The organism is Streptomyces corallincola (assembly GCF_019104725.1).
Taxonomy (GTDB): Bacteria; Actinomycetota; Actinomycetes; order Streptomycetales; family Streptomycetaceae; genus Streptomyces; species Streptomyces corallincola.
Genome location: NZ_JAHRXF010000026.1, coordinates 1 through 23,935, shown reverse-complemented (window position 1 = coordinate 23,935; position 23,935 = coordinate 1). Strand labels below are relative to the sequence as shown.

Here is a 23,935-nt window from a genome sequence, read left to right as displayed (position 1 = left end):
GTTTCCACAGGCCCGCGCGCCGGGTCCGCACCGGCCGCCGGGACACGGTTCCCCGGTGCCCCACCCCCGCCCCCGTCCGTCCGTACCCGTCCGCACCCGTCCGCCGGGACGCCGTTCCACCCCCGCCCGCACGGCCGCGCTAAGGTCTGCGACAACGGACGTTACTCACGGGTAAGGGGAATCGGCCATGCAGCTCGGGATCAACCTCGGCTACTGGGGTGCCGGAATGGACGCGGACAACCTGGCCGTCGCCCAGGAGGCCGACCGGCTCGGCTACGCCGTCTGCTGGGCGGCGGAGGCGTACGGCTCGGACGCGGCCACCGTGCTGACCTGGGTCGCCGCGCACACGGAACGCATCGACGTCGGCTCGGCCATCTTCCAGATCCCGGCCCGCCAGCCCGCGATGACCGCCATGACGGCCGCCACGCTCGACTCGCTCTCCGGGGGCCGCTTCCGCCTCGGCCTCGGCGTCTCCGGACCGCAGGTCTCCGAGGGCTGGTACGGCGTCACGTTCGACAAGCCGCTCTCCCGCACCCGTGAGTACGTGGAGATCGTGCGCCGCGCCATGAGCCGCGAGCGCCTCTCCTTCGAGGGCGAGCACTGGACGCTCCCGCTGCCCGGCGGGCCCGGCAAGCCGATCCGGCTCACCGTGCACCCCGAACGCCCGCACATCCCGCTCTACATCGCCGCCATCGGCCCGAAGAACCTGGAGCAGACCGGCGAGATCGCGGACGGCGCCCTGCTGATCTTCCCCTCCGCCGACCACCTGGAGGACACCGCCGTCCAGTACCTGCGCGCGGGCCGGGAGAAGGCGGGCAGGACCCTCGACGGGTTCGACATCTGCCCCACGCTGCCGCTGGCCGCGGGCGACGACAAGGACCTGTCCGCGCTCGCCGACACCTTCCGCCCGTACACCGCGCTGTACGTCGGCGGCATGGGCAGCCGCAAGCAGAACTTCTACAACCAGCTCGCCCGGCGCATGGGCTACGAGCGGGAGGCCGCCGAGATCCAGGACAAGTACCTCGCCGGTGACAAGCAGGGCGCGGCCGCCGCCGTACCGCAGGACCTCATCGACAACACCACCCTGCTCGGCTCCGTGGACCGCATCGCGGACCGTATGAAGGCGTACGCCGCCGCCGGGGTCACCACCCTCAGCCTCGCCCCCGCCGGGTTCACCCTGGACGAGCGCCTCACCTCGCTCCGCGCGGGCGTCGAGGCCCTGGAGCGTTCCGGCCTCGCCTGAGCCGCACCCCCCTGGCACCCCGGCACCCCGTACGCCAATGAGAACTCCCCCGGTCCCGCGCTGTCGCGGGACCGGGGGAGGAGGTTCCGCGGCCGTGGTGGGGGCTCGGGGGGTCTTCCCCGCCACGGCCGTCACCACCACAACGCGCCGCACACCCGCCGGGTCACGGCCTCGCGTTCCCCCGTTCGGCGGAACGCCGCCCCCACCCCCGTCGCCCCACCCCCGTCGATCAGAGCCACCCGCGACGTTTGAACGTCCGGTACAGCAGAACCTCCAGCACCGCCATCACGGCGATCACCGCGGGGTAGGACCACACCCAGTGCAGCTCCGGCATGTACTCGAAGTTCATGCCGTAGATCCCGGCGATCATGGTCGGCACCGCGGCCATCGCCGCCCACGCCGAGATCTTCCGCATGTCGTCGTTCTGCCGGACGCTCATCTGCGCCAAGTGCGCCGACAGGATGTCCGACACCAGCCGGTCCAGGCTCTCCACCGAGTCGTTCACCCGGGTCAGGTGGTCGCCCACGTCCCGGAAGAACGGCCGCGCCGAGTCGTCCACGTACGGCATCCCGGCGCCGAACTGCCCCGCACCCGCGAGCCGGTTCAGCGGCGGCGCCAGCGGTCCCGTCGCCCGGCGGAACTCCAGCACCTGCCGCTTGAAGGTGTAGATCCGCGACGCGGTGTTCCGCGAGCCGCCGCCCTCCGGCCGGAACACCTCCGCCTCCAGCTCCTCCAGGTCCGTCTGCAACTCGGTCGCCACCTCCAGATAGTGATCGACCACCGTGTCCGAGATCGCGTACAGCGCCGCCGTGGGACCCTTCGCCAGCATCTCCGGATCGCTCTCCAGCCGCTGCCGCACCGCCGACAGCGGCGCCCCCGACCCGTGCCGCACCGTCACCACGAAGCACGACCCGACGAACACCATCACCTCACCCGCCGACACCGTGTCGCTCGCCGCCTCGTACACCACCGGCTTGAGCACCATGAACAGCGAGTCGTCGTACGTCTCCAGCTTCGGCCGCTGATGCGCCTTCAGCGCGTCCTCCACCGCCAGCGGATGCAGCCCGAACTCCTCCGTCACCAGAGCGAACTCGCGTTCCGAGGGCTCGTGCAGCCCGATCCACACGAAACCGCCCGCCGCCCGCGCCTCCTCCAGCGCGTCGGAGAAGTCCTCCGGGCCCTCGATCCGGTGCCCGTCCTTGTAGATGGCACAGTCCACGATCACGGAGCGCATTCTCCCCTCGCCCGAACACCACCGCACTCGGCGGTGCGCTTACCCTGGCCGCATGCCCACGCTGATCCTCGTCAGGCACGGACGTTCGACCGCCAACACCTCGGGAGTGCTCGCCGGCTGGACCCCCGGCGTCGCCCTCGACGAGCGCGGCACCGCCCAGGCCGCCGCGCTCCCCGCCCGCCTGGCGGACCTCCCGCTCGCCGAAGTCGTCGCCAGCCCCCTCCAGCGCTGCCAGGAGACCGTACGCCCGCTGCTGGACGCCCGCCCCGGCCTGCGCGCGCACACCGACGAACGGATCGGGGAGTGCCACTACGGCGACTGGTCCGGCCGCAAACTCGCCGAACTGAACGACGACCCCCTGATGGAGGTCGTCCAGTCCCACCCCTCCGCCGCCGCCTTCCCCGGCGGCGAGTCCATGCGCGCCATGCAGACCCGCGCCGCCGAGGCCGTCCGGGAGTGGAACGCCCGGATCGAACGCGACCACGGCCCCGACGCCGTCTACCTGATGTGCTCGCACGGCGACATCATCAAGTCCCTCGTCGCCGACGCCCTCGGCCTCCACCTCGACCTCTTCCAGCGGGTCTCCGTCGAACCCTGCTCCGTCACCGCGATCCGCTACACCCGGCTGCGCCCCTACCTCGTCCGGCTCGGCGACACCGGCGACCTCGCCTCCCTCGCCCCGCACGGCGCCCCCTCCGGCAGCGCCGGGGAAGACGCACCGGTCGGTGGCGGTGCGGGCGCACCGTGATCGTCGGCCGCAGTAGGGTTGAGCGGTCCCCGCAGACGCCCTCCCGCATGACCGGCGCCGCAGCAACCACGATTCTCAATGGAGTCAGGACGTGTCCCGTCAGGTGTTCCTCTACGATCCGCCGGACCGCTTCGTGGCCGGCACGGTCGGACTGCCCGGACGCCGTACGTTCTTCCTCCAGGCCACCTCGGGCCCCCGGGTGACCAGTGTGGCCCTGGAGAAGACACAGGTCGCCGCGCTCGCCGAGCGCATCGACGAACTGCTGGACGAGGTCGTCCGGCGCAGCGGCGGCAACGCGGCCGTCCCCGCCGTCGCCCCCACCGAGGTCTCCGACACCGCGCCCCTGGACACCCCCGTCGAGGAGGAGTTCCGGGTCGGCACGATGGCCCTCGCCTGGGACGGCGACGAACAGCGCATGATCGTCGAGGCACAGGCCCTCGTCGAACTCGACGCCGACTCCGAGGAGGATCTCGCCGAGGCCGAGGAACGCCTCCTCCAGGACGAGGAGAACGGGCCCCCGATGCTGCGGGTCCGGCTGACCGGCGCGCAGGCCAGGTCCTTCGCCAAACGCGCCCTGGACGTCGTCAACGCCGGAAGGCCGCCGTGCCCGCTGTGCAGCCTCCCGCTCGACCCGGAAGGACACGTATGTCCGCGCCAGAACGGATACCGCCGCGGAGCGTGACCGCCGACCCGCACGCCGCCGAACTCCTCGCGCGGGGTGAGCTGTCCGTCCGCGGACGCATCCGCGAGGCCTCCAACGCGGCCCTGCTCTGCACGGTGGCCCTCGACGGCCGCGAGGCGTCCTGCGTCTACAAACCCGTCGCCGGTGAACGCCCCCTGTGGGACTTCCCCGACGGCACCCTCGCCGCCCGCGAGGTCGCCGCGTACGAGGTCTCCGAGGCCACCGGCTGGGGCCTGGTCCCGCCGACCGTGCTGCGCGACGGCCCGTACGGCGAGGGCATGTGCCAGCTCTGGATCGACGTCGGCGGCGAGAGCGAACTCCTCGCCCTGCTCGACGCCGAGGAGGCCGGGCCCGGCTGGAAGGCCATCGGGCTCGCGGAGGTGGACGAGGACCGCACCGCGCTGCTCGTGCACGCCGACGACGAACGGCTGCGCCGCCTCGCCGTCCTCGACGCCGTCGTCAACAACGCCGACCGCAAGGGCGGCCACCTGCTGCCCACCGCGGACGGCCGCCTCTACGGCATCGACCACGGCGTCACCTTCAACGCCGAGAACAAACTCCGCACCCTGCTGTGGGGCTGGGCCGGGGAACCCCTCACCGAGGAGGCCCTGGCCGTGCTCAAGACCCTGCGCGACGCCCTCGCCGACGGCGCACCGCTCGCCGTCCGGCTGGCCGGGCTGATCACCCCGGCCGAGGTGGACGCCACCCGCGCCCGCGTGGACGCCCTGCTGGCCTCCGGCACCCACCCGGAACCCGACGGGGAGTGGCCCGCGATCCCCTGGCCGCCGGTCTGACACCCGGCCCGCGACCGGCCCGGCGGTGCCCCCGCGCACCCCGCGCCGGGCCGTCGCGGGCCGCCCCCCGGCCGCCCGGCCGGAGGCCGCAGGCATCCGCGCCCCCCGGCCGGGTTACGCTCATGTACATGCATGCCTGGCCCGCTTCCGAGGTCCCCGCCCTGCCTGGTCAGGGCCGCGACCTGAGGATTCACGACACCGCGACCGGCGGACCCGTGACCCTCGAACCCGGTCCCGTCGCCCGTATATACGTCTGCGGCATCACCCCGTACGACGCGACCCACATGGGACACGCGGCGACCTACAACGCGTTCGACCTCGTACAGCGCGTCTGGCTCGACACCGAGCGGCAGGTCCACTACGTCCAGAACGTCACCGACGTGGACGACCCCCTCCTGGAGCGCGCCCAGCGCGACGGCGTGGACTGGGTCGGTCTCGCCGAGCAGGAGACCGCCCTGTTCCGCGAGGACATGACCGCCCTGCGGATGCTCCCCCCGAAGCACTACATCGGCGCCGTCGAGGCCATACCCGGCATCGTCCCGCTGGTGGAACGCCTCCGCGACCTCGGCGCCGCCTACGAACTGGACGGCGACGTCTACTTCTCCGTCGAGTCCGACCCGCACTTCGGCACGGTCTCCGGCCTCGACGCCGCCGCGATGCGGCTGCTGTCCGCCGAACGCGGCGGCGACCCGGACCGCCCGGGCAAGAAGAACCCGCTCGACCCGATGCTGTGGATGGCCGCCCGCGAGGGCGAACCCAGCTGGGACGGCGGCTCGCTGGGCCGGGGCCGCCCCGGCTGGCACATCGAGTGCGTCGCCATCGCCCTCGACCACCTCGGTATGGGCTTCGACGTCCAGGGCGGCGGCTCCGACCTCGCCTTCCCGCACCACGAGATGGGCGCCTCGCACGCCCAGGTGCTCACCGGCGAGTTCCCGATGGCCACGGCGTACGTGCACGCCGGGATGGTCGGCCTGGACGGCGAGAAGATGTCCAAGTCCCGGGGCAACCTCGTCTTCGTCTCCCAGCTGCGCCGCGACGGAGTGGACCCGGCCGCCGTACGGCTCGCCCTGCACTCCCGCCACTACCGCTCCGACTGGGAGTGGACCGACGGCGTGCTCCAGGACGCCGTGGACCGGCTCGGGCGCTGGCGTGCCGCCGTGTCCCGGCCCGACGGCCCCTCCGCCGAGGCGCTGGTGGACGAGATCCGCGAGGCCCTCGCCGACGACCTCGACGCGCCCGCCGCACTGGCCGCCGTGGACCGCTGGGCGGCCCGCCAGGAGGCCGACGGCGGCACCGACACCGGCGCGCCGGGCCTGGTGAGCCGCGCGGTGGACGCGCTGCTCGGCGTGGCTCTCTGACGACACGGTCGGTCCGCACACACGTCCGTACCCACGGCGGAGGGGCGGTTCCCGTACCGGGAACCGCCCCTCCGCCGTACTGCTCTGCCGGGCCTCGCGCTCAGTCCTCCGACGCGTCCCCGGAGGAGTCGCCCGAGGAGTCCCCGGAGCCGCCGTCCTGCGGTCCCTCGCCGCCGCCCTCCGGCGACGCGGTGCCGGACGCCCCCGGCTTCGGGCGCTGCGGCCTGCCGCGGCCACCGGGTGCCGGGCCGTCCCGCAGATACGCGTCCTGGCCGTCCGCCGTGGCGTGTCCGCCGGGCGGGCTCACGTCACGGCGCCGCAGATAGCGCTCGAACTCACGGGCGATGGCCTCACCGGACGCCTCGGGCAGCTCCGCGGTGTCGCGGGCCTCCTCCAGCGACTGGACGTACTCCGCGACCTCGCTGTCCTCGGCCGCGAGCTGGTCCACGCCCACCTGCCAGGCCCGCGCGTCGTCGGGCAGCTCGCCCAGCGGCATCCGCAGGTCCAGCAGATCCTCCAGCCGGTTCAGCAGCGCCAGGGTGGCCTTCGGGTTGGGCGGCTGCGACACGTAGTGCGGCACGGCCGCCCACAGCGACACCGCCGGGACACCCGCGTGCGCGCACGCCTCCTGGAGCACGCCCACGATGCCCGTCGGGCCCTCGTACTTGGTCTCCTCCAGGTCCATCCGGCGCGCCAGTTCCGCGTCGGAGGTGACCCCGCTGACCGGCACCGGCCGGGTGTGCGGGGTGTCGCCCAGCAGGGCGCCCAGCACGACGACCATCTCCACGCCCAGTTCGTGGGCGAAGCCCAGCAGTTCGTTGCAGAACGAGCGCCAGCGCATGGACGGTTCGATACCGCGCACCAGGACCAGGTCGCGCGGCTTGTCGCCGCCCGTCCGGACCACCGAGAGCCGTGTCGTCGGCCAGGTGATCTTGCGCACCCCGGCCTCCGTGAACACCGTGGGACGGTTGACCTGGAAGTCGTAGTAGTCCTCGGCGTCCAGCGCCGCGAATACCTCGCCCTTCCACTCGCGCTCCAGATGCGCGACCGCCGTGGAGGCGGCGTCACCGGCGTCGTTCCAGCCCTCGAACGCGGCCACCATGACTGGGTCGATCAGCTCGGGAACCCCCTCCAGCTCGATCACCCAGTGCCTCCTTCCGACGTGCTCTCGCTTGACGTGCCAACTTTACGGCGTCCCGCCGCGACTCCCGCAGTCCGTGCGCTCCCCGCGAATGGATCACTGCCCCGCCCCCGGGCCCCGGACACCCCTGTCGGGGGCGGCTCCGGGACGAATCGGGGACGGGGCAGCGGATGCCCGGGTGCGGGCCGGGCGGCTCAGTGCCGTTGGTCGAGCAGGTTCTGCACCCCGGCGCGGATCTCGTCGGTGGCGAGCCCCCGGACGGTCAGGGTCAGCCGTCGGCGCAGCACGTCGTCCTGCGTCTCGGCCCACTCGTGGTCCCTGGCCCACACCACCTGCGCCCAGATCTCGGGCGCGTCGGGGTGCATCCGCCGGGCCAGGTCCGGGTTCTCGTTGGCCAGCCGGACGATGTCGAAGGCCAGCGAGCCGTAGTGGGTGGCCAGATGGCGGGCGGTGTCGGCGGCCATCCGGGGGCCCGGCGCCGGGTTGTCCACCAGCAGCCGGTGCGCGACCGCGCGCGGGTTGGCGACACCGGGCAGCGGCAGCCTCTTCGGCAGCGAGGAGACCGGCTCGAAGTCGTCGCCCAGCGGGTGGCCGGGCAGCCGCTCCAGCTTCTGCATCACCGTGCGCCCGATGTGCCGGAACGTCGTCCACTTGCCGCCGGCCACCGACAGCATGCCGCCGGGACCCTCGGTGACGACCGTCTCCCGCTTGGCCTTCGCGGTGTCGCCGGGACCGCCCGGCAGCACCCGCAGACCGGCGAACGAGTAGGTGATCAGCTCCCGCCGCACCTGCTCGTCCCGCACCGACAGCGACGCCTCGTCCAGGATCTGCGCGGTGTCCTTCTCGGTGACCGCCACGTCCGCCGGGTCGCCCTCGTACACCTCGTCGGTGGTGCCGAGCAGCAGCATGTCCTCCCAGGGGAGGGCGAAGGTGATGCGGTACTTGTCGATCGGCGTGGCCAGCGCGGCCTTCCACGGCGCGGTGCGCCGCAGCACCAGATGCGCGCCCTTGGACAGCCGGATCGACGGCGCCGCGTGCGCGTCCTCCATGCGGCGCAGATGGTCCACCCAGGGGCCGGTCGCGTTCAGCACCAGCCGGGCGTTGACCCCGAACTCCACGCCGTCGATCCGGTCGCGCAGATCGGCGCCGGTGACGCGGCCGCGGGTGAAGCGCAGCCCGCCGACCTCCGCGTGGTTCAGGACGACCGCGCCCGCCTCGACGGCCGCGCGGACCGTCATCAGCGCCATCCGGGCGTCGTTCATCTGGTCGTCGCCGTACACGGCCACGGCCCTGAGGTTCTCGGTGCGCAGCTCCGGCACGTCCTGCGCGGCCCGCGCGGGGGACAGCAGGTGGCCGACGCCGTCGCCGAACGCGGACAGCGCCGAGTAGGCGAAGACCCCCGCGCCCAGCTTGGCGGCGCCGTGCGGGCCGCCCTTGTAGACGGGCAGGTAGAAGGTGAGCGGGTTCGCCAGGTGCGGGGCGACCTGGCGGGACACCGCGCGGCGCTCGAAGTGGTTCTCCGCGACCAGCTTCACCGCGCCGGTCTGCAGGTAGCGCAGACCGCCGTGGAGCAGCTTGGAGGAGGCGGAGGAGGTGGCTCCGGCGAAGTCGCCGGCATCGACCAGCGCCACCCTGAGCCCGGACTGCGCGGCGTGCCAGGCGGTGGAGATGCCCAGGATGCCGCCGCCGATGACAAGGAGGTCGTACGACGCCTTGGCGAGCTGCTCCCTGGTCTCGGCCCGGCTCGGGTGGGAGCCGGAGGCCGGGTGCGTCCCCAGGGCAGGTACGGAACTCAGGGTGGACTGACTGGTCATGTCGGGTATTACTCCTCGTCGGAGCCGATGGGGGGTCCGGCCCTCAGCTCTCGTCCTCGATCCAGCCCGTGGACCGCTCTACGGCCTTGAGCCAGTTCTTGTACTCACGGTCGCGGGTCTCCGCGTCCATGTGGGGCGTCCATTCGGCCGCCCGGCGCCAGTTGGCGCGCAGTTCCTCGGTGCCGCCCCAGAAGCCGACGGCCAGACCGGCGGCGTAGGCGGCGCCGAGGCAGGTGGTCTCCGCGACCATCGGGCGCACCACGGGCGCGTCCAGCACGTCGGAGAGCGTCTGCATCAGCAGGTTGTTGGACGTCATGCCGCCGTCCACCTTGAGCGTGACCAGCTCGTCGCCGGAGTCCTTGACCATCGCGTCCGCGATCTCGCGGGTCTGCCAGGCCGTGGCCTCCAGCACCGCGCGGGCCAGGTGCGCCTTGGTGACGTACCGGGTCAGGCCGGTGATCACCCCGCGCGCGTCGGCCCGCCAGTGCGGGGCGAACAGGCCGGAGAACGCGGGCACGAAGTAGGCGCCGCCGTTGTCCTCGACCGACAGCGCGAGCGTCTCGATCTCGGCGGCGGTGGAGATCAGCCCCATCTGGTCGCGCATCCACTGCACCAGCGAGCCGGTGACGGCGATGGAGCCCTCCAGCGCGTACACCGTCGGCTGGTCGCCGATCTTGTAGCCGACCGTGGTCAGCAGGCCCGCGTACGAGTTGATGATCTTGGTGCCGGTGTTCATCACCATGAACGTGCCGGTGCCGTACGTGGACTTGGTCTCGCCCTCCGCGAAACAGGTCTGCCCGAACAGGGCCGCCTGCTGGTCGCCGAGCGCGGAGGCGACCGGGACGCCGCCGAGCAGGTCGCCCAGGCGCCCGCCGGTGATCTCGCCGTACACCTCGGCGGAGGAGCGGATCTCCGGGAGCATGGCCAGGGGCACCCCGATGGACTCCGCGATCTTCGGGTCCCACCGCATGGTGTGCAGGTTCATCAGCAGGGTGCGCGAGGCGTTGGTGACGTCGGTGACGTGCCGGCCGCCGTTGACGCCGCCGGTCAGGTTCCAGATGACCCAGCTGTCCATCGTGCCGAACAGGATGTCGCCCGCCTCGGCACGCTCCTGGAGGCCGTCCACGTGGTCGAGCAGCCAGCGCGCCTTGGGACCGGCGAAGTACGACGCCAGCGGCAGCCCGGTCTCGCGCCGGAAGCGGTCCTGGCCGACGTTGCGGCCGAGTTCCCGGCAGAGCGCGTCGGTGCGGGTGTCCTGCCAGACGATGGCGTTGTGGACCGGCTCACCGGTGGTCCTGTCCCACAGCACGGTCGTCTCGCGCTGGTTGGTGATGCCGATGGCCTTGATGTCGTCCCGGGTGATCCCGGCCTTCTCGATCGCACCGGCGACGACCTCCTGGACGTTGGTCCAGATCTCGTTCGCGTTGTGCTCGACCCAGCCGGGCTTGGGGAAGATCTGCTCGTGCTCCTTCTGGTCCACCGAGACGATCCGGCCGTCCCGGTCGAAGACGATGCAGCGCGAGGAGGTGGTGCCCTGGTCGATCGCCGCGATGAACGGGCCTGTGGTGTGCGCGTCGGTCACTGTGTGCTCCTGGAGGTCCGTGGGTGTGGGCTCTGTGTACGGGCGCGCGGTGCGCGCTCCCCTAGGCGAAGGCGACGTTGTAGATACCGGCCGCGGCGGCGGCGCCGAGCAGCGGGCCGACCACCGGAACCCAGGCGTAGCTCCAGTCGGAGCCTCCCTTGTTGGGCAGCGGGAGCAGGGCGTGGACGATACGGGGGCCGAGGTCGCGGGCGGGGTTGATCGCGTACCCGGTGGGTCCGCCGAGCGACAGGCCGATGGCCACCACGACAAGCGCGGTGATCAGACCGCCGAGGACGCCGAGCCCGGTGCCCTTGGCGTTGAGACCCTGGGTGAGCACCGCCAGGATCAGGACGAAGGTGCCGACGATCTCCGTCAGCAGGTTCATGACCGCGTTGCGCACCTCGGGGCCGGTGGAGAAGATGCCGAGGACCGGACCCGCGGCCGGTTCCGTCGCCTCCACGGCCTTGACGGCCGCCCGCTCCTCATCGGTGCCGACGATCTCAGGGTCGGTCATGTGGGCCTGGAACTGCCCGTAGTAGGCGACCCAGACCAGCGCCGCGCCGATCATCGCGCCCAGCAGCTGGCCGAGCAGATAGACCCAGACCTGGCTCCAGACGCCGCTGGTGAGGGCGAGCGCGATCGTGACGGCCGGGTTGAGCTGGGCCCCGGAGAGCGGCCCGGAGATGTAGACGGCCGTCAGGACCGCGAAGCCCCACCCGAAGGCGATGGCGAGCCACCCGGCGCCGCGCGCCTTGGAGGCCTTCAGCGTGACCGCGGCGCACACACCGCCGCCGAGCAGGATGAGTACGGCGGTACCTATGGTCTCGCCGATGAAGATGTCGGAGCTGGACACCCGCGACTCCTTTGTCCTTCGTCCAGGGATGCCGAACCCCGTCCCATCAGGGGTTCCGGCGCCCTCGTGGTGAGAGCGACTCCGGCCCTTGGCGTTGCCCACTCTAACGCGTACTTGCCGATAGGTGTTCGACAATGCCGACCGTTGGTCGGGAGTCTCGCGCCGTGGTCACGGGTGCGTCAAGAGCTCTGTTGTCGAAAACGGGATCGTTACTGATCGCCCCGCCGATCGCCGTCCGGGGTCTCCCACCGTTCACTCGCTACGGTCTCGCCCGTTATGTCCATTTCAGAGTAGGTCGAGATCGGCAACGCCGCCTCGCGTCCCGGACGGCACCCGGGAGACACCCCCGCCGACCAGGGAGAACCCGCCGCGGACCGGGTGGGGGGAGCGGGGAGCCGCGCCCCTGCCGGGGCCGCGCGCGGGACGGTCAGAAGCGGCCCGCGCCCAGGTCGCGGGAGACCGCGCGGGCACAGTCCCGCACCGCCGCGATCAGTTCGGGGCGCAGCTCCCCGCCGAGCCCCACCCGCTCCACCGCGCCCGTGATGGCGACCGCGCCCACCGGCATCCGCCGCCGGTCGTGCACCGGCGCCGCGATCGACGCGACACCCTCCCAGGTCTCCTCCACGTCGGCCGCGTATCCGCGTGCCCGCGTCAGGTCCAGCACGTCCTCGAAGCCCCGGGCGTCGCACACCGTACGGTCCGTGAACGCGACCCGCTCCGCCTCCAGTGCCTCGCTGTGCGCCACCGGGTCGTACGCCGAGAGCACCTTGCCCAGCGCGGTGGAGTGCAGCGGCTGCATCGCGCCGATCTCCAGCACCTGGCGGCTGTCGTCGGGCCGGAAGACGTGGTGCACGATCAGCACGCCCTGCTGGTGCAGGACGCCCAGATAGACGCTCTCGCCGCTGGAGCGGGCCAGGTCGTCGGTCCACACCAGGGCCCGCGCCCGCAGTTCGTGCACGTCCAGATAGGTGGTGCCCAGGCGCAGCAGTTCCGCTCCGAGCTGGTAGCGGCCCGACGCCTCGTCCTGCTCCACGAACCCCTCCTGCTGGAGGGTGCGCAGGATGCCGTGTGCGGTGCCCTTGGCGAGCCCCAGCGACGAGGCGATGTCCGACAGGCCGAGCCGGCGCTCGCCGCCGCCCAGCAGCCGCAGCATCGCCGCCGCCCGTTCGAGCGACTGGATGTTCCGTGCCATCGCCGTCCTGCCTCCGTCCCTCGCGCACCGGCCGCCGCCGGGCGGGCTCCGCCCGGTCCCCGCGGCGCACCCACCGCACAACCACGTTCGGCAATGTCGAACACTACCGGTCGATGCCGACCTCCCGCCAATGGTTCACCCCACACCCACCCGTTCCCCGCAGCGCACCCCGCTCCACGCCCCGCCCCCACACCCCGAGCGCCCCCGCGCACACCCCCGCGCGCCCCACCCCCGGCACACCACCTCCGTCGAGACCCCGCCCGTGCTCTGCGCCATCCGGGGCGACACCGGCGACACCCCGTCCGCCCCGTGGACGCGCCCGACCTCCGGCGCGCCCGCCCGGTTACGCTGGCGCCGTGCCCCGTACCCGCACCATCGGGGAAGGCGCATAGCCGACAGCCGTCGCAACCAGGGAGTCCCTTCATGGCCTCGTCGCCAACGTCCCCTTCCGCCGACAGCCGGACCCGTGTGTCCGCGCTCCGAGAGGCGCTGGCCACCCGTGTGGTCGTCGCCGACGGGGCGATGGGCACGATGCTCCAGGCCCAGGACCCCACCCTCGCGGACTTCCAGGACCTCGAAGGCTGCAACGAGATCCTGAACCTCACCCGCCCGGACATCGTCTCCTCCGTCCACGACGCCTACTTCGCGGTCGGCGTGGACTGCGTCGAGACCAACACCTTCGGCGCCAACCACGCCGCGCTCGGCGAGTACGACATCCCCGACCGCGTCTTCGAGCTGTCCGAGGCCGGGGCCCGCGTCGCCCGCGAGGCCGCCGACCGGTTCACCGCCGGTGACGGCCGCCCCCGCTGGGTCCTCGGCTCCATCGGCCCCGGTACGAAACTGCCGACCCTCGGCCACGCCCCGTACACCACCCTGCGCGACGCCTACCAGCGCAACGCCGAGGGCCTGATCACCGGCGGCGCCGACGCGCTCCTCGTGGAGACCACCCAGGACCTCCTCCAGACCAAGGCCGCCGTCCTCGGTGCCCGACGGGGCCTCACCGCGCTCGGCCTGGACGTGCCGGTGATCGTCTCGGTCACCGTCGAGACCACCGGGACCATGCTGCTCGGCTCCGAGATCGGCGCGGCCCTCACCGCGCTGGAGCCCCTCGGCATCGACATGATCGGCCTGAACTGCGCCACCGGCCCCGCCGAGATGAGCGAGCACCTGCGCTACCTCGCCCGACACTCCCGCATCCCGCTGTCCTGCATGCCCAACGCGGGCCTGCCGGTGCTCGGCAAGGACGGCGCCCACTACCCGCTGACCGAGCGGGAGCTGGCCGACGCGCAGGAGACGTTCGTCGGGGAGTACGGCCTCTCGCTGGTCGGCGGCTGCTGCGGCACCACCCCCGAGCATCTGCGCCAGGTCGTGGAGCGGGTCCGCGACCTCACCCCCACCTCGCGCGACCCGCGCCCCGAGCCGGGCGCCGCCTCCCTCTACCAGACCGTCCCGTTCCGGCAGGACACCTCGTACCTGGCGATCGGGGAGCGCACCAACGCCAACGGTTCGAAGAAGTTCCGCGAGGCCATGCTGGAGGCCCGCTGGGACGACTGCGTGGAGATCGCCCGCGAGCAGATCCGCGAGGGCGCGCACATGCTCGACCTGTGCGTGGACTACGTCGGCCGGGACGGCGTCGCGGACATGGAGGAGCTGGCCGGGCGGTTCGCCACCGCCTCCACCCTGCCCCTGGTGCTGGACTCCACCGAGGTGGACGTCCTGCGCGCGGGACTTCAGAAGCTCGGCGGCCGGGCGGTCGTCAACTCCGTCAACTACGAGGACGGCGACGGCCCCGAGTCCCGGTTCGCGCAGGTCACCGCGCTGGCCGCGGAGCACGGCGCCGCGCTGATCGCGCTCACCATCGACGAGGAGGGCCAGGCCCGCACCCCGGAGAAGAAGGTGGAGATCGCGGAGCGCCTGATCGCGGACCTCACCGGGAACTGGGGCATCCGCGAGGACGACATCCTGGTGGACACCCTCACCTTCACCATCTGTACCGGGCAGGAGGAGTCCCGCAAGGACGGCATCGCCACCATCGAGGCGATCCGCGAGCTGAAGAAGCGCCACCCGGCGGTGCAGACCACCCTCGGTCTGTCCAACATCTCCTTCGGCCTCAACCCGGCCGCCCGCATCCTCCTCAACTCCGTCTTCCTGGACGAGTGCGTCAAGGCCGGGCTGGACTCCGCGATCGTCCACGCGAGCAAGATCCTCCCCATCGCCCGGTTCAGCGAGGAGGAGGTGCGGACCGCGCTCGACCTCGTCCACGACCGGCGCACCGAGGGCTACGACCCGCTCCAGAAGCTGATGCAGCTGTTCGAGGGCGCCACCGCGAAGTCCCTGAAGGCGGGCAAGGCCGAGGAACTGGCCGCGCTGCCGCTGGAGGAGCGGCTCAAGCGGCGCATCATCGACGGTGAGCGCAACGGCCTGGAGGCCGACCTGGACGCGGCCCTGACCGAGCGGCCCGCCCTGGACATCGTCAACGACACCCTGCTGGACGGCATGAAGGTCGTCGGTGAACTCTTCGGCTCCGGGCAGATGCAGCTGCCGTTCGTGCTGCAGTCCGCCGAGGTGATGAAGACGGCCGTCGCCCATCTGGAACCGCACATGGAGAAGACCGCCGACGGCGAGGAAGGCGCGGGCAAGGGCACCATCGTGCTCGCCACCGTCCGCGGCGACGTCCACGACATCGGCAAGAATCTCGTGGACATCATCCTGTCCAACAACGGCTACAACGTCGTCAACCTCGGTATCAAGCAGCCCGTCTCGGCGATCCTGGAGGCCGCCGAGGAGCACCGCGCCGACGTCATCGGCATGTCGGGGCTGCTGGTGAAGTCCACCGTCATCATGAAGGAGAACCTCCAGGAGCTGAACCAGCGCGGCCTGGGCACCCGGTTCCCCGTCATCCTCGGCGGCGCCGCCCTCACCCGCGCCTACGTCGAGCAGGACCTGCACGAGCTGTACGAGGGCGAAGTCCGCTACGCCCGCGACGCGTTCGAGGGACTGCGCCTGATGGACGCCCTGATCGGCGTCAAACGCGGCCTGCCCGGCGCCCGGTTGCCCGAGCTGAAGCAGCGCCGGGTGCGCGCCGCCGCCGTACCGGTGGAGGAGGAACGCCCGCAGGAGGGGCACGTCCGGTCCGACGTCGCCACCGACAACCCCGTGCCCACCCCGCCGTTCTGGGGCACCCGCGTCATCAAGGGCATCCAGCTCAAGGAGTACGCGAGCTGGCTGGACGAGGGCGCGCTGTTCAAGGGGCAGTGGGGTCTGAAGCAGGCCCGTACCGGAGAGGGACCGTCGTACGAGGAACTGGCCGAGACGGAGGGACGGCCCCGGCTGCGCGGACTGCTCGACCGGCTCCAGACCGACGGCCTCCTCGAAGCGGCCGTCGTGCACGGCTACTTCCCGTGCGTCTCCAAGGACGACGACCTGATCGTGCTGGACGAACGCGGCAACGAGCGGACCCGGTTCACCTTCCCCCGCCAGCGCCGGGGCCGCCGCCTCTGCCTGGCCGACTTCTTCCGCCCCGAGGAGTCCGGCGAGACCGACGTGGTCGGCTTCCAGGTCGTCACCGTCGGCTCCCGCATCGGTGCGGAGACGGCCCGGATGTTCGAGGCCAACGCCTACCGCGACTATCTCGAACTGCACGGCCTGTCCGTCCAGTTGGCCGAGGCGCTCGCCGAGTACTGGCACGCGCGGGTCCGCGCCGAACTCGGCTTCGCGGGCGAGGACCCGGCCGGGATCGAGGACATGTTCGCCCTCAAGTACCGGGGCGCCCGCTTCTCCCTCGGCTACGGCGCCTGCCCCGACCTGGAGGACCGGGCCAAGATCGCCGCGCTCCTGGAGCCCGAGCGGATCGGCGTCCAGCTCTCGGAGGAGTTCCAGCTCCACCCCGAGCAGTCCACCGACGCCATCGTCATCCACCACCCCGAGGCGAAGTACTTCAACGCCCGGTGACGCACGGTGACCTCCGGCCGCGCGGGGACCGGTGTACCGGCTCGCCCGTGACGTACGAGGCGGTTCGCACGCGCGCGACGTAGACTGGTCGGTCCACCGCAGGCCGGTTCCCGTTCCGGGAACCGGCCTGGTCGTCCCTCAAGGAGGTGCGCCGGATGACCAGTACGGTCCCCGCGCTCGGAACCCGTACGGCCGAAGGCTCCGCCCTGCAGGCGGTGCTGCTCGACATGGACGGGACCCTGGTGGACACCGAGGGCTTCTGGTGGGACGTGGAGGTCGAGGTCTTCGCCGGCCTCGGACACGTCCTGGACGAATCCTGGAAGCACGTCGTGGTCGGCGGCCCGATGACCCGCAGCGCCGGGTTCCTCATCGAGGCCACCGGCGCGGACATCACCCTCGCCGAGGTCTCGGTGCTCCTCAACGACGGTTTCGAGGCCCGGATCGGGCGCACGCTGCCGCTGATGCCCGGCGCCGCCCGGCTGCTCGCCGAACTCCACGCGCACGGCATCCCGACCGCCCTGGTCTCCGCGTCCCACCGGCGCATCATCGACCGGGTGCTGGGGGTGCTCGGCGCCCACCACTTCGGGCTGTCCATCGCCGGTGACGAGGTGTCGCGCACCAAGCCGCACCCCGACCCGTATCTGCTGGCCGCCGCCGGACTGGGCGTCGATCCGGCCCGGTGCGCCGTCGTGGAGGACACCGCGACCGGCGTCGCCGCCGCCGAGGCCGCCGGGTGCCAGGTCGTCGCCGTACCCTCCGTCGCGCCCATCGTGCCCGCCGAGCGGCGCACCGTCGTGGCCTCGCTGGAAGACGTGGACCTGGCATTTCTGCGCGGTCTGATGACGGAAATGCGCTAGCCCTTCACTTAGCGTGGGAAAGTGCTTTGCGTCACGCCGTGGGCATTCCCCGGTCGTACACGGGCGGGGAATTCCGGGCAAGAGATAAACCGAATTCAACTATCTCGTGGGGTTGTTGAAGGTGTGAGCTTCCCCACGTGTACGGGCCTCGACACCCGTGCCCGGATGTGCGTCCCACCCCCCGCACTCCGTGCCGCCCTCACCCTTGTGTCCCGATTGGGGAGACGCTGCACCAATCCCGCCACGCCCCCTCTTCCGGTGCGTCCGCACCCGGTTCCACTGCGTGATGAACCCTCAACTCAAGGCCCCGTGAACCCTCCAGCGAGCGCGGACTAATCTCGACGCGAGAACATCGCCGCCACCCCCGTGATCGGCCCGCGTCACCCCTGCATGCCGAATGCACGGACCCGATCAGCTCTGGAGAAACTCCCGCATGAACCGCAAGATTTTGGTGCTGCCGGCCGTGGCCGGGCTGCTCACGCCGGTTCTCGCCGCGTGCGGCGGATCGGACAGCGGGAGCAAGGCCCAGGACCCCATCGTCGTCGGCACCACCGACCGGTTCACCGCGACCAGCGACGCACCGGCCCCCCTCGACCCCGCCTACGCCTACGACGTCGGCACCTGGAACATCCTCCGCCAGACCGTGCAGACCCTCATGACCCAGCCCAAGGGCGACGGCGACCCCGTCCCCGAGGCCGCCGAGAGCTGCTCCTTCACCGACAGCGGCAACGAACGCTACGTCTGCAAGCTGCGCGACGGACTCGTCTTCGCGGACGGCGACAAGGTCACCGCCGCCGATGTGAAGTTCTCCATCGAGCGCGCCATCCACATCAACGCCGACTCCGGTGTCTCCACCCTGCTCAACACCATCGACACCGTCGAGACACAGGGCGACCGCGAAGTGATCTTCCACCTGAAGACCGCCGACGCGACCTTCCCGTTCAAGCTGTCCACCCCCGTCGCCGGGATCATCGACCCCAAGCAGTACGCGGCCGACAAACTCCGCGACGGCTTCCAGATGGACGGCTCGGGCCCCTACACCTTCAAGGCCGACGTCAGGAACAACGCCGTCGTCAGCGCCACCTTCACCAAGAACCCGAAGTACAAGGGCAGCGTGACCGTGGACAACGACCAGGTCGTCATGCGCTCCTACGCCGACGCCGACGCGATGGGCCGCGCCATCGACAAGGGCGACATCGACGTGATGACCCGCACCATGTCGCCGTCCCAGATCCAGAAGCTCGACAACGGCAGCGACGAGAACGTCGATCTCGTGGACATGCCCGGCCTCGAAATCCGCTACCTGGCGTTCAACACCAACGCCGACACCGTCAAGTCCAAGGCCGTCCGCGAAGCGATGGCCCAGGTCATCGACCGCGGTGAACTCGTCGCCAAGGTCTACGGCACCCAGGCCGAGCCCCTCTACTCGCTCGTCCCCGCCAGCGTCACCGGACACTCCAACTCGTTCTTCAACAAGTACGGCGACCCCAGCCCCGCCAAGGCCAAGCAGTTCCTCACCAAGGCCGGCATCACCACCCCCGTCAAACTGACGCTGCACTACACCACCGACCACTACGGCTCGGCCACCAAGCAGGAGTTCCAGGTCCTGCAGAAGCAGCTCAACAACAGCGGCCTGTTCGACGTCGGCATCGAAGGACACCCCTGGGCGACCTTCCGGCCCGCCGAACAGAAGGGCAAGTACGACGTCTACGGCATGGGCTGGTTCCCCGACTTCGCCGACGCCGACAACTTCCTCGCCCCCTTCCTCGACAAGGGCAACTTCCTCGGCTCCCCCTACAACAACGGCGAGATCCAGCACACCCTGATCCCGCAGTCCCGCCGCGAGGCCGACCGCATCAACGCCGGCGGCAGCCTCACCACCATCCAGGACATCGTCGCCGACGACGTCCCCGTCATCCCGCTCTGGCAGGGCAAGCAGTTCATCGCCGCCCGCGACAACATCACCGGCGTCGCCTACGCCCTCAACTCCTCCTCCACCCTCCAGCTCTGGGAGCTGAGCCGCGGCGTCAGCGAGTGACCCACCGGCCCGCCGACCGCACCTGACGGCACGAAAGGGCGCCCCCCTCCTTCCCGGAGAGGGGCGCCCCTTCGCCACGCCGCGCGGACGACGCGCCCGCCTACTGCGCCCCCGGACGCACCAGACCGCTCTCGTACGCGTACACCGCCGCCTGCACCCGGTCCCGCAGACGCAGCTTCGTCAGCACATGCCCCACATGCGTCTTCACCGTCGTCTCGCTCACGAACAGATCCGCCGCGATCTCCGCGTTCGACAACCCCCGCGCCACCAGCTTCAGCACCTCCACCTCACGGTCCGTCAGCGTGTGCAGGGTGTCCGGCACCCGCTCCTCGCCCGACGGCAGATGCGTCGCGTACTTGTCCAGCAACCGGCGCGTGATGCTCGGCGCCAGCATCGCCTCACCCGCCGCCACCACCCGGATCGCCTGCACCAACTCGTCCGCGGGCACGTCCTTCAGCAGAAACCCGCTCGCCCCCGCCCGCAACGCCTCCACCACGTACTCGTCCAGATCGAACGTCGTCAGCACCAGCACCTTCGCCGGACCGTCCCGGCCCGGACCACTGATCTGCCGCGTCGCCTCCACCCCGTCCATCCGGGGCATCCGGATGTCCATCAGCACGACATCCGGCTGCAACGCCCGCACCTGCTCCAGAGCCTGCAGACCGTCACCGGCCTCACCGACGACCGCGACATCCTGCTCCGCCTCCAGAATCATGCGGAACCCCGTACGCAGCAGCGGCTGGTCATCGACCAGTAGGACACGGATGGCCACCTGACACTCCTTCGCTAGTCCGCGCCCATTCTGCCCTGCGCCACCGGCCCCGACGCCCCCGCCCGCACCGGCAGCGGATACGGCGGGGGAGTCCCCCCGAACTCCGGACACAGCGCCCGGTGATCACACCAGCCGCACAGCTTCGTCGGCCTCGGCCGCCACTCACCCGACTCCGTCGCCTCCCGGATCGCCGCCCACAACGCCAGCAGCTTCCGCTCCACCCGCTCCAGATCCGCGACCACCGGGTCGTACGTCAGCACATCACCACTGCCCAGATACACCAGCTGCAGCCGACGCGGCACCACCCCCTTCAGCCGCCACACCACCAGCGCGTAGAACGTCATCTGGAACAACGCGCCCTCGGCGTACTCCGGCCGCGGCGCCTTCCCCGTCTTGTAGTCCACGATCCGGACCTCACCGCTCGGCGCCACATCCACCCGGTCGATGATCCCGCGCAGCCGCAGCCCCGAATCCAGCTCCGTCTCCACGAACAGCTCACGCTCCGCCGGTTCCAGCCGCACCGGGTCCTCCAGCGTGAACCAGCGCTCCACCAGCGCCTCCGCCTCACCCAGCCAGCGGGCCAGCCGCGCACCCTCCGGATCGTCCGCGAACAGCTCCCCGACCTCCGGACGGCTCTCCCGCAACCGGTCCCACTGCCCCGGCACCAGCGCCCGCGCCCGCGGCGCCGTACGCTCCGCCGCCGGCGCGTCGAACAACCGCTCCAGCACCGCGTGCACCAGCGTCCCCCGCGTCGCCGCCTCGCTCGGCCGCTCCGGCAGCCGGTCGATCACCCGGAACCGGTACAGCAACGGACACCGCATGAAGTCACTCGCCCGCGACGGCGACAACGACGACGGCGGAGCCACCACCCGCCCCGCCTCCCCGCCCCCCACGGGCACCTCCACCGAACCCGCCGGGGAACCCGCCCCGTCCACGCTGCTGTCCATGACCCCAGACCATACGGCCCCCCACCGACATCGACCCCGCCCCGGCCACCCCGCCGCACCACCTGCCCGGCGGACACAAGGGGTGCCGGGGCGGAACACCGGGCCGAGGACGCATACCATCGACCACGAACCCTCCGCCCGGCGGGCGGGGAGACGCTTCGAGCGAGGGGACAGTGTGGACGCGAGCGGCGGGAGCGGGCAGCCTCGGTCCGGCGACGACGAGCCGACCGAGCACCCCGCGGACCCTACGGCCCCGACGAACGACCCCACCCACCACCCCGAACCGGAACACCGGCCCACGAAACCCCCCACCCGGCCCGGCGACCCCGACCCCCAGCCCGAACACCGCTCCCTCGCCCACACCGAACCCCACGGCCCCGACCACGGCCCCACCGGCACGGCCGACGGCCGACCCCCCGCACGACGCCCCAGGGAACCCGGCGGCGGCCTCCTCATGGGCCGCCCCTTCGGCGTACCCGTCTACGTCGCCCCCAGCTGGTTCCTCGTCGCCGCCCTCATCACCTGGGTCTTCGGCGGCCAGCTCGACCGCGTCCTCCCCGAACTCGGCGCCCTCCGCTACCTCGTCTCCCTCTTCTTCGCCGTCGCCTTCTACGCCTCCGTCCTCGTCCACGAACTCGCCCACACCGTCGCCGCCCTTTGCTTCAAACTCCCCGTACGCCGCATCCAGCTCCAGTTCTTCGGCGGCGTCTCCGAGATCGAGAAGGAAGCCGAGACCCCCGGCCGCGAATTCGTCCTCGCCTTCGTCGGCCCCCTCCTCTCCCTCGTCCTCGCCGGACTCTTCTACCTCGCCCTCAAACCCGTACGACCCGACACCGTCCCCGGCGTCCTCCTCGCCGGACTGATGATCTCCAACCTCATCGTCGCCGCCTTCAACCTCCTGCCCGGCCTCCCCCTCGACGGCGGACGCATGCTCCGCGCCGTCGTCTGGAAGATCACCGGCAAACCCATGAACGGCACCGTCGCCGCCGCCTGGGTCGGCCGCGCCCTCGCCCTCTCCGTCCTCGTCGGCCTCCCCCTGCTCAACAACTCCGCCGCCCTCGGCGGCGACGGCACCGTCAGCGGCATGGACACCGTCACCGACGCCCTGCTCGCAGCCATCCTCGCCGCCATCATCTGGACCGGCGCCGGAAACAGCCTCCGCATGGCCCGGCTGCGCGAACACCTCCCCGAACTCCGCGCCCGCACCCTCACCCGCCGCGCCGTCCCCGTCGAGACCGACACCCCCCTCTCCGAAGCCCTCCGCCGCGCCAACGCCGCCGGGGCCCGCGCCCTCGTCGTCGTGGACACCGACGGACACCCCCTCTCCCTCGTCCGCGAGGCCGCCATCGTCGGCGTACCCGAACACCGCCGCCCCTGGGTCGCCGTCAGCTCACTCGCCACCGACCTCACCGACCGCATGCGCGTCTCCGCCGAACTCTCCGGCGAAGAACTCCTCGACGCCCTCCGCGCCGCCCCCGCCACCGAATACCTCGTCGTCGAGAACACCGGCGAGATCTACGGCGTCCTCTCCGCCGCCGACGTCGAACGCGCCTTCGTCAAGGCGATGGCCCGCCCCAGCTGACCCCCCCCGCACCCCCGCCCACCGTGGTCGGCGGCCCCGCCCCGGCCCGGTAGGCTGGTCACATGTCCGAACCGACCGGTGCCGCCCGCAGGCGCGGGCCCTTCACGGTCGGGGATCAGGTTCAGCTGACCGACCCCAAGGGCCGCCACTACACGTTCACGCTCGAAGCCGGGAAGAACTTCCACACCCACAAGGGTTCCTTCCCGCACGACGAACTGATCGGCGCTCCCGAGGGCAGCGTTGTCCGCACCACCGGCAACGTCGCCTACCTCGCGCTGCGCCCCCTGCTCCCCGACTACGTCCTGTCCATGCCCCGCGGGGCCGCCGTGGTCTACCCGAAGGACGCGGGACAGATCCTCGCCTTCGCCGACATCTTCCCCGGCGCCCGCGTCGTCGAAGCGGGAGTCGGCTCCGGCTCGCTCAGCAGCTTCCTGCTCCGCGCCGTCGGCGACCAGGGCATGCTGCACTCCTACGAGCGCCGCGAGGACTTCGCCGACATCGCCCGGCAGAACGTCGAACGCTACTTCGGCAGCCCCCACCCCGCCTGGCAGCTCACCGTCGGCGACCTCCAGGACAACCTGTCCGACACCGACGTGGACCGCGTCATCCTCGACATGCTCGCCCCCTGGGAATGCCTGGAGGCCGTCTCCAAGGCCCTCGTCCCCGGCGGCATCCTCTGCGCCTACGTCGCCACCACCACCCAGCTCGCCCGGACCGTCGAGTCCATCCGCGAGATCGGCTCCTTCAACGAGCCCACCGCCTGGGAGAGCATGATCCGCAACTGGCACATCGAGGGCCTCGCCGTACGCCCCGACCACCGCATGATCGGCCACACCGGCTTCCTGCTCACCGCCCGCCGCCTCGCCGACGGCGTCGAACCCCCCATGCGCCGCCGCCGCCCCGCCAAGGGCGCCTACGGCGAGGACTACGCGGGACCCAACGCCGACGCCGGCAACGGCCGCTGACCGCACCCCGCACCCGAACCACCCGAGGGCGCCGCGCCCCGGTCACCCGGCCCCGCCGGACCACCGGAGCACGGCGCCCCACCCACACCCCGGACCACCGGCCCGCACCCCCGCCCCCCGCCCCCCGGAAACCCGTCCCACCCCCCCCCTCCCCCCCGCCGGGACGGGGGGCACCCTGCTGG

At 71.8% G+C, this 23,935-nt stretch carries 18 protein-coding genes; 10 read left to right on the top strand and 8 right to left on the bottom strand.

The features are described 5' to 3' along the window. The first annotated feature begins 187 nt into the window (after positions 1-187). Positions 188-1,243: an LLM class F420-dependent oxidoreductase gene (locus KUM39_RS17580; protein ID WP_217786626.1), complete on the top strand. Its 1,056-nt coding sequence runs from the start codon at positions 188-190 to the stop codon at positions 1,241-1,243. Between the two features lie 229 nt (positions 1,244-1,472). On the opposite strand, the gene corA is transcribed toward KUM39_RS17580, so the two are convergent. Next, positions 1,473-2,468 carry a magnesium/cobalt transporter CorA gene (gene corA, locus KUM39_RS17575; RefSeq protein WP_217786625.1) on the bottom strand — a complete coding sequence of 332 codons (996 nt, stop codon included), beginning with the start codon at positions 2,466-2,468 and terminating at the stop codon, positions 1,473-1,475. A gap of 61 nt (positions 2,469-2,529) precedes the next feature. On the opposite strand from corA, the gene KUM39_RS17570 reads away from it, so the two are divergent. The 4 genes from KUM39_RS17570 to mshC all read left to right on the top strand — a co-directional run bounded on the left by KUM39_RS17570 (position 2,530) and on the right by mshC (position 6,059). Continuing rightward, entirely contained in the window at positions 2,530-3,225 is a 696-nt protein-coding gene (locus KUM39_RS17570) for a histidine phosphatase family protein (protein ID WP_217786624.1), read from the top strand. 91 nt (positions 3,226-3,316) lie between these two features. After that, on the top strand, positions 3,317-3,907 hold the full coding sequence (locus KUM39_RS17565) for a DUF3090 domain-containing protein (protein ID WP_217786623.1): 591 nt from the start codon (positions 3,317-3,319) through the stop codon (positions 3,905-3,907). Continuing rightward, positions 3,871-4,701 carry an SCO1664 family protein gene (locus KUM39_RS17560; protein WP_217786622.1) on the top strand — a complete coding sequence of 277 codons (831 nt, stop codon included), beginning with the start codon at positions 3,871-3,873 and terminating at the stop codon, positions 4,699-4,701. The genes KUM39_RS17565 and KUM39_RS17560 overlap by 37 nt, the downstream gene beginning before the upstream one ends. A gap of 128 nt (positions 4,702-4,829) precedes the next feature. After that, positions 4,830-6,059, top strand: coding sequence for a cysteine--1-D-myo-inosityl 2-amino-2-deoxy-alpha-D-glucopyranoside ligase (gene mshC, locus KUM39_RS17555; protein WP_217786621.1), 1,230 nt, complete (start codon positions 4,830-4,832; stop codon positions 6,057-6,059). Positions 6,060-6,159: 100 nt separating this feature from the next. Here mshC and KUM39_RS17550 read toward each other — a convergent pair whose 3' ends face one another. The 5 genes from KUM39_RS17550 to KUM39_RS17530 form a co-directional block, all read right to left on the bottom strand. Next, positions 6,160-7,203 carry a PAC2 family protein gene (locus tag KUM39_RS17550; protein WP_217786620.1) on the bottom strand — a complete coding sequence of 348 codons (1,044 nt, stop codon included), beginning with the start codon at positions 7,201-7,203 and terminating at the stop codon, positions 6,160-6,162. Positions 7,204-7,394: 191 nt separating this feature from the next. Further along, complete coding sequence (locus KUM39_RS17545; RefSeq protein WP_217786619.1) at positions 7,395-9,014, bottom strand: glycerol-3-phosphate dehydrogenase/oxidase; 1,620 nt, start codon at positions 9,012-9,014, stop codon at positions 7,395-7,397. A 43-nt stretch (positions 9,015-9,057) separates the two neighbouring features. Beyond that, on the bottom strand, positions 9,058-10,596 hold the full coding sequence (gene glpK, locus KUM39_RS17540; RefSeq protein ID WP_217786618.1) for a glycerol kinase GlpK: 1,539 nt from the start codon (positions 10,594-10,596) through the stop codon (positions 9,058-9,060). A 61-nt stretch (positions 10,597-10,657) separates the two neighbouring features. Then, the gene (locus tag KUM39_RS17535; RefSeq protein WP_217786617.1) at positions 10,658-11,449 is read right to left on the bottom strand and encodes an MIP/aquaporin family protein; all 792 of its coding nucleotides are present in this window, start codon (positions 11,447-11,449) and stop codon (positions 10,658-10,660) included. A 427-nt stretch (positions 11,450-11,876) separates the two neighbouring features. Next, positions 11,877-12,641: an IclR family transcriptional regulator gene (locus tag KUM39_RS17530; RefSeq protein WP_217786616.1), complete on the bottom strand. Its 765-nt coding sequence runs from the start codon at positions 12,639-12,641 to the stop codon at positions 11,877-11,879. A gap of 423 nt (positions 12,642-13,064) precedes the next feature. On the opposite strand from KUM39_RS17530, the gene metH reads away from it, so the two are divergent. The 3 genes from metH (at position 13,065) to KUM39_RS17515 (ending at position 19,487) form a co-directional block, all read left to right on the top strand. Then, positions 13,065-16,592: a methionine synthase gene (metH, locus tag KUM39_RS17525; protein WP_217786615.1), complete on the top strand. Its 3,528-nt coding sequence runs from the start codon at positions 13,065-13,067 to the stop codon at positions 16,590-16,592. Between the two features lie 155 nt (positions 16,593-16,747). Beyond that, positions 16,748-17,449 carry an HAD family hydrolase gene (locus tag KUM39_RS17520; protein ID WP_217786614.1) on the top strand — a complete coding sequence of 234 codons (702 nt, stop codon included), beginning with the start codon at positions 16,748-16,750 and terminating at the stop codon, positions 17,447-17,449. A gap of 433 nt (positions 17,450-17,882) precedes the next feature. Beyond that, positions 17,883-19,487: an ABC transporter substrate-binding protein gene (locus KUM39_RS17515; RefSeq protein WP_217786613.1), complete on the top strand. Its 1,605-nt coding sequence runs from the start codon at positions 17,883-17,885 to the stop codon at positions 19,485-19,487. A gap of 100 nt (positions 19,488-19,587) precedes the next feature. Here KUM39_RS17515 and KUM39_RS17510 read toward each other — a convergent pair whose 3' ends face one another. Further along, a complete protein-coding gene (locus KUM39_RS17510; protein WP_217786612.1) occupies positions 19,588-20,259 on the bottom strand; it encodes a response regulator in 672 nt (223 codons plus the stop codon). 14 nt (positions 20,260-20,273) lie between these two features. Next, positions 20,274-21,206: a RecB family exonuclease gene (locus KUM39_RS17505; RefSeq protein ID WP_217786611.1), complete on the bottom strand. Its 933-nt coding sequence runs from the start codon at positions 21,204-21,206 to the stop codon at positions 20,274-20,276. Positions 21,207-21,381: 175 nt separating this feature from the next. Here KUM39_RS17505 and KUM39_RS17500 point away from each other — a divergent pair, with 175 nt between their 5' ends. Beyond that, entirely contained in the window at positions 21,382-22,788 is a 1,407-nt protein-coding gene (locus KUM39_RS17500; protein WP_217786610.1) for a site-2 protease family protein, read from the top strand. A 62-nt stretch (positions 22,789-22,850) separates the two neighbouring features. Continuing rightward, positions 22,851-23,753 carry a tRNA (adenine-N1)-methyltransferase gene (locus tag KUM39_RS17495; protein WP_217786609.1) on the top strand — a complete coding sequence of 301 codons (903 nt, stop codon included), beginning with the start codon at positions 22,851-22,853 and terminating at the stop codon, positions 23,751-23,753. Positions 23,754-23,935: the final 182 nt, after the last annotated feature.

Bases quoted from the DNA above. Each gene is read 5' to 3' on its own strand.
- KUM39_RS17580 (WP_217786626.1), top strand. From the start codon at position 188: ATGCAGCTCGGGATCAACCTCGGCTACTGGGGTGCCGGAATGGACGCG.
- KUM39_RS17570 (WP_217786624.1), top strand. From the start codon at position 2,530: ATGCCCACGCTGATCCTCGTCAGGCACGGACGTTCGACCGCCAACACC.
- KUM39_RS17560 (WP_217786622.1), top strand. From the start codon at position 3,871: ATGTCCGCGCCAGAACGGATACCGCCGCGGAGCGTGACCGCCGACCCG.
- mshC (WP_217786621.1), top strand. From the start codon at position 4,830: ATGCATGCCTGGCCCGCTTCCGAGGTCCCCGCCCTGCCTGGTCAGGGC.
- KUM39_RS17545 (WP_217786619.1), bottom strand. From the start codon at position 9,014: ATGACCAGTCAGTCCACCCTGAGTTCCGTACCTGCCCTGGGGACGCAC.
- KUM39_RS17530 (WP_217786616.1), bottom strand. From the start codon at position 12,641: ATGGCACGGAACATCCAGTCGCTCGAACGGGCGGCGGCGATGCTGCGG.
- metH (WP_217786615.1), top strand. From the start codon at position 13,065: ATGGCCTCGTCGCCAACGTCCCCTTCCGCCGACAGCCGGACCCGTGTG.
- KUM39_RS17520 (WP_217786614.1), top strand. From the start codon at position 16,748: ATGACCAGTACGGTCCCCGCGCTCGGAACCCGTACGGCCGAAGGCTCC.
- KUM39_RS17515 (WP_217786613.1), top strand. From the start codon at position 17,883: ATGAACCGCAAGATTTTGGTGCTGCCGGCCGTGGCCGGGCTGCTCACG.
- KUM39_RS17505 (WP_217786611.1), bottom strand. From the start codon at position 21,206: ATGGACAGCAGCGTGGACGGGGCGGGTTCCCCGGCGGGTTCGGTGGAG.
- KUM39_RS17495 (WP_217786609.1), top strand. From the start codon at position 22,851: ATGTCCGAACCGACCGGTGCCGCCCGCAGGCGCGGGCCCTTCACGGTC.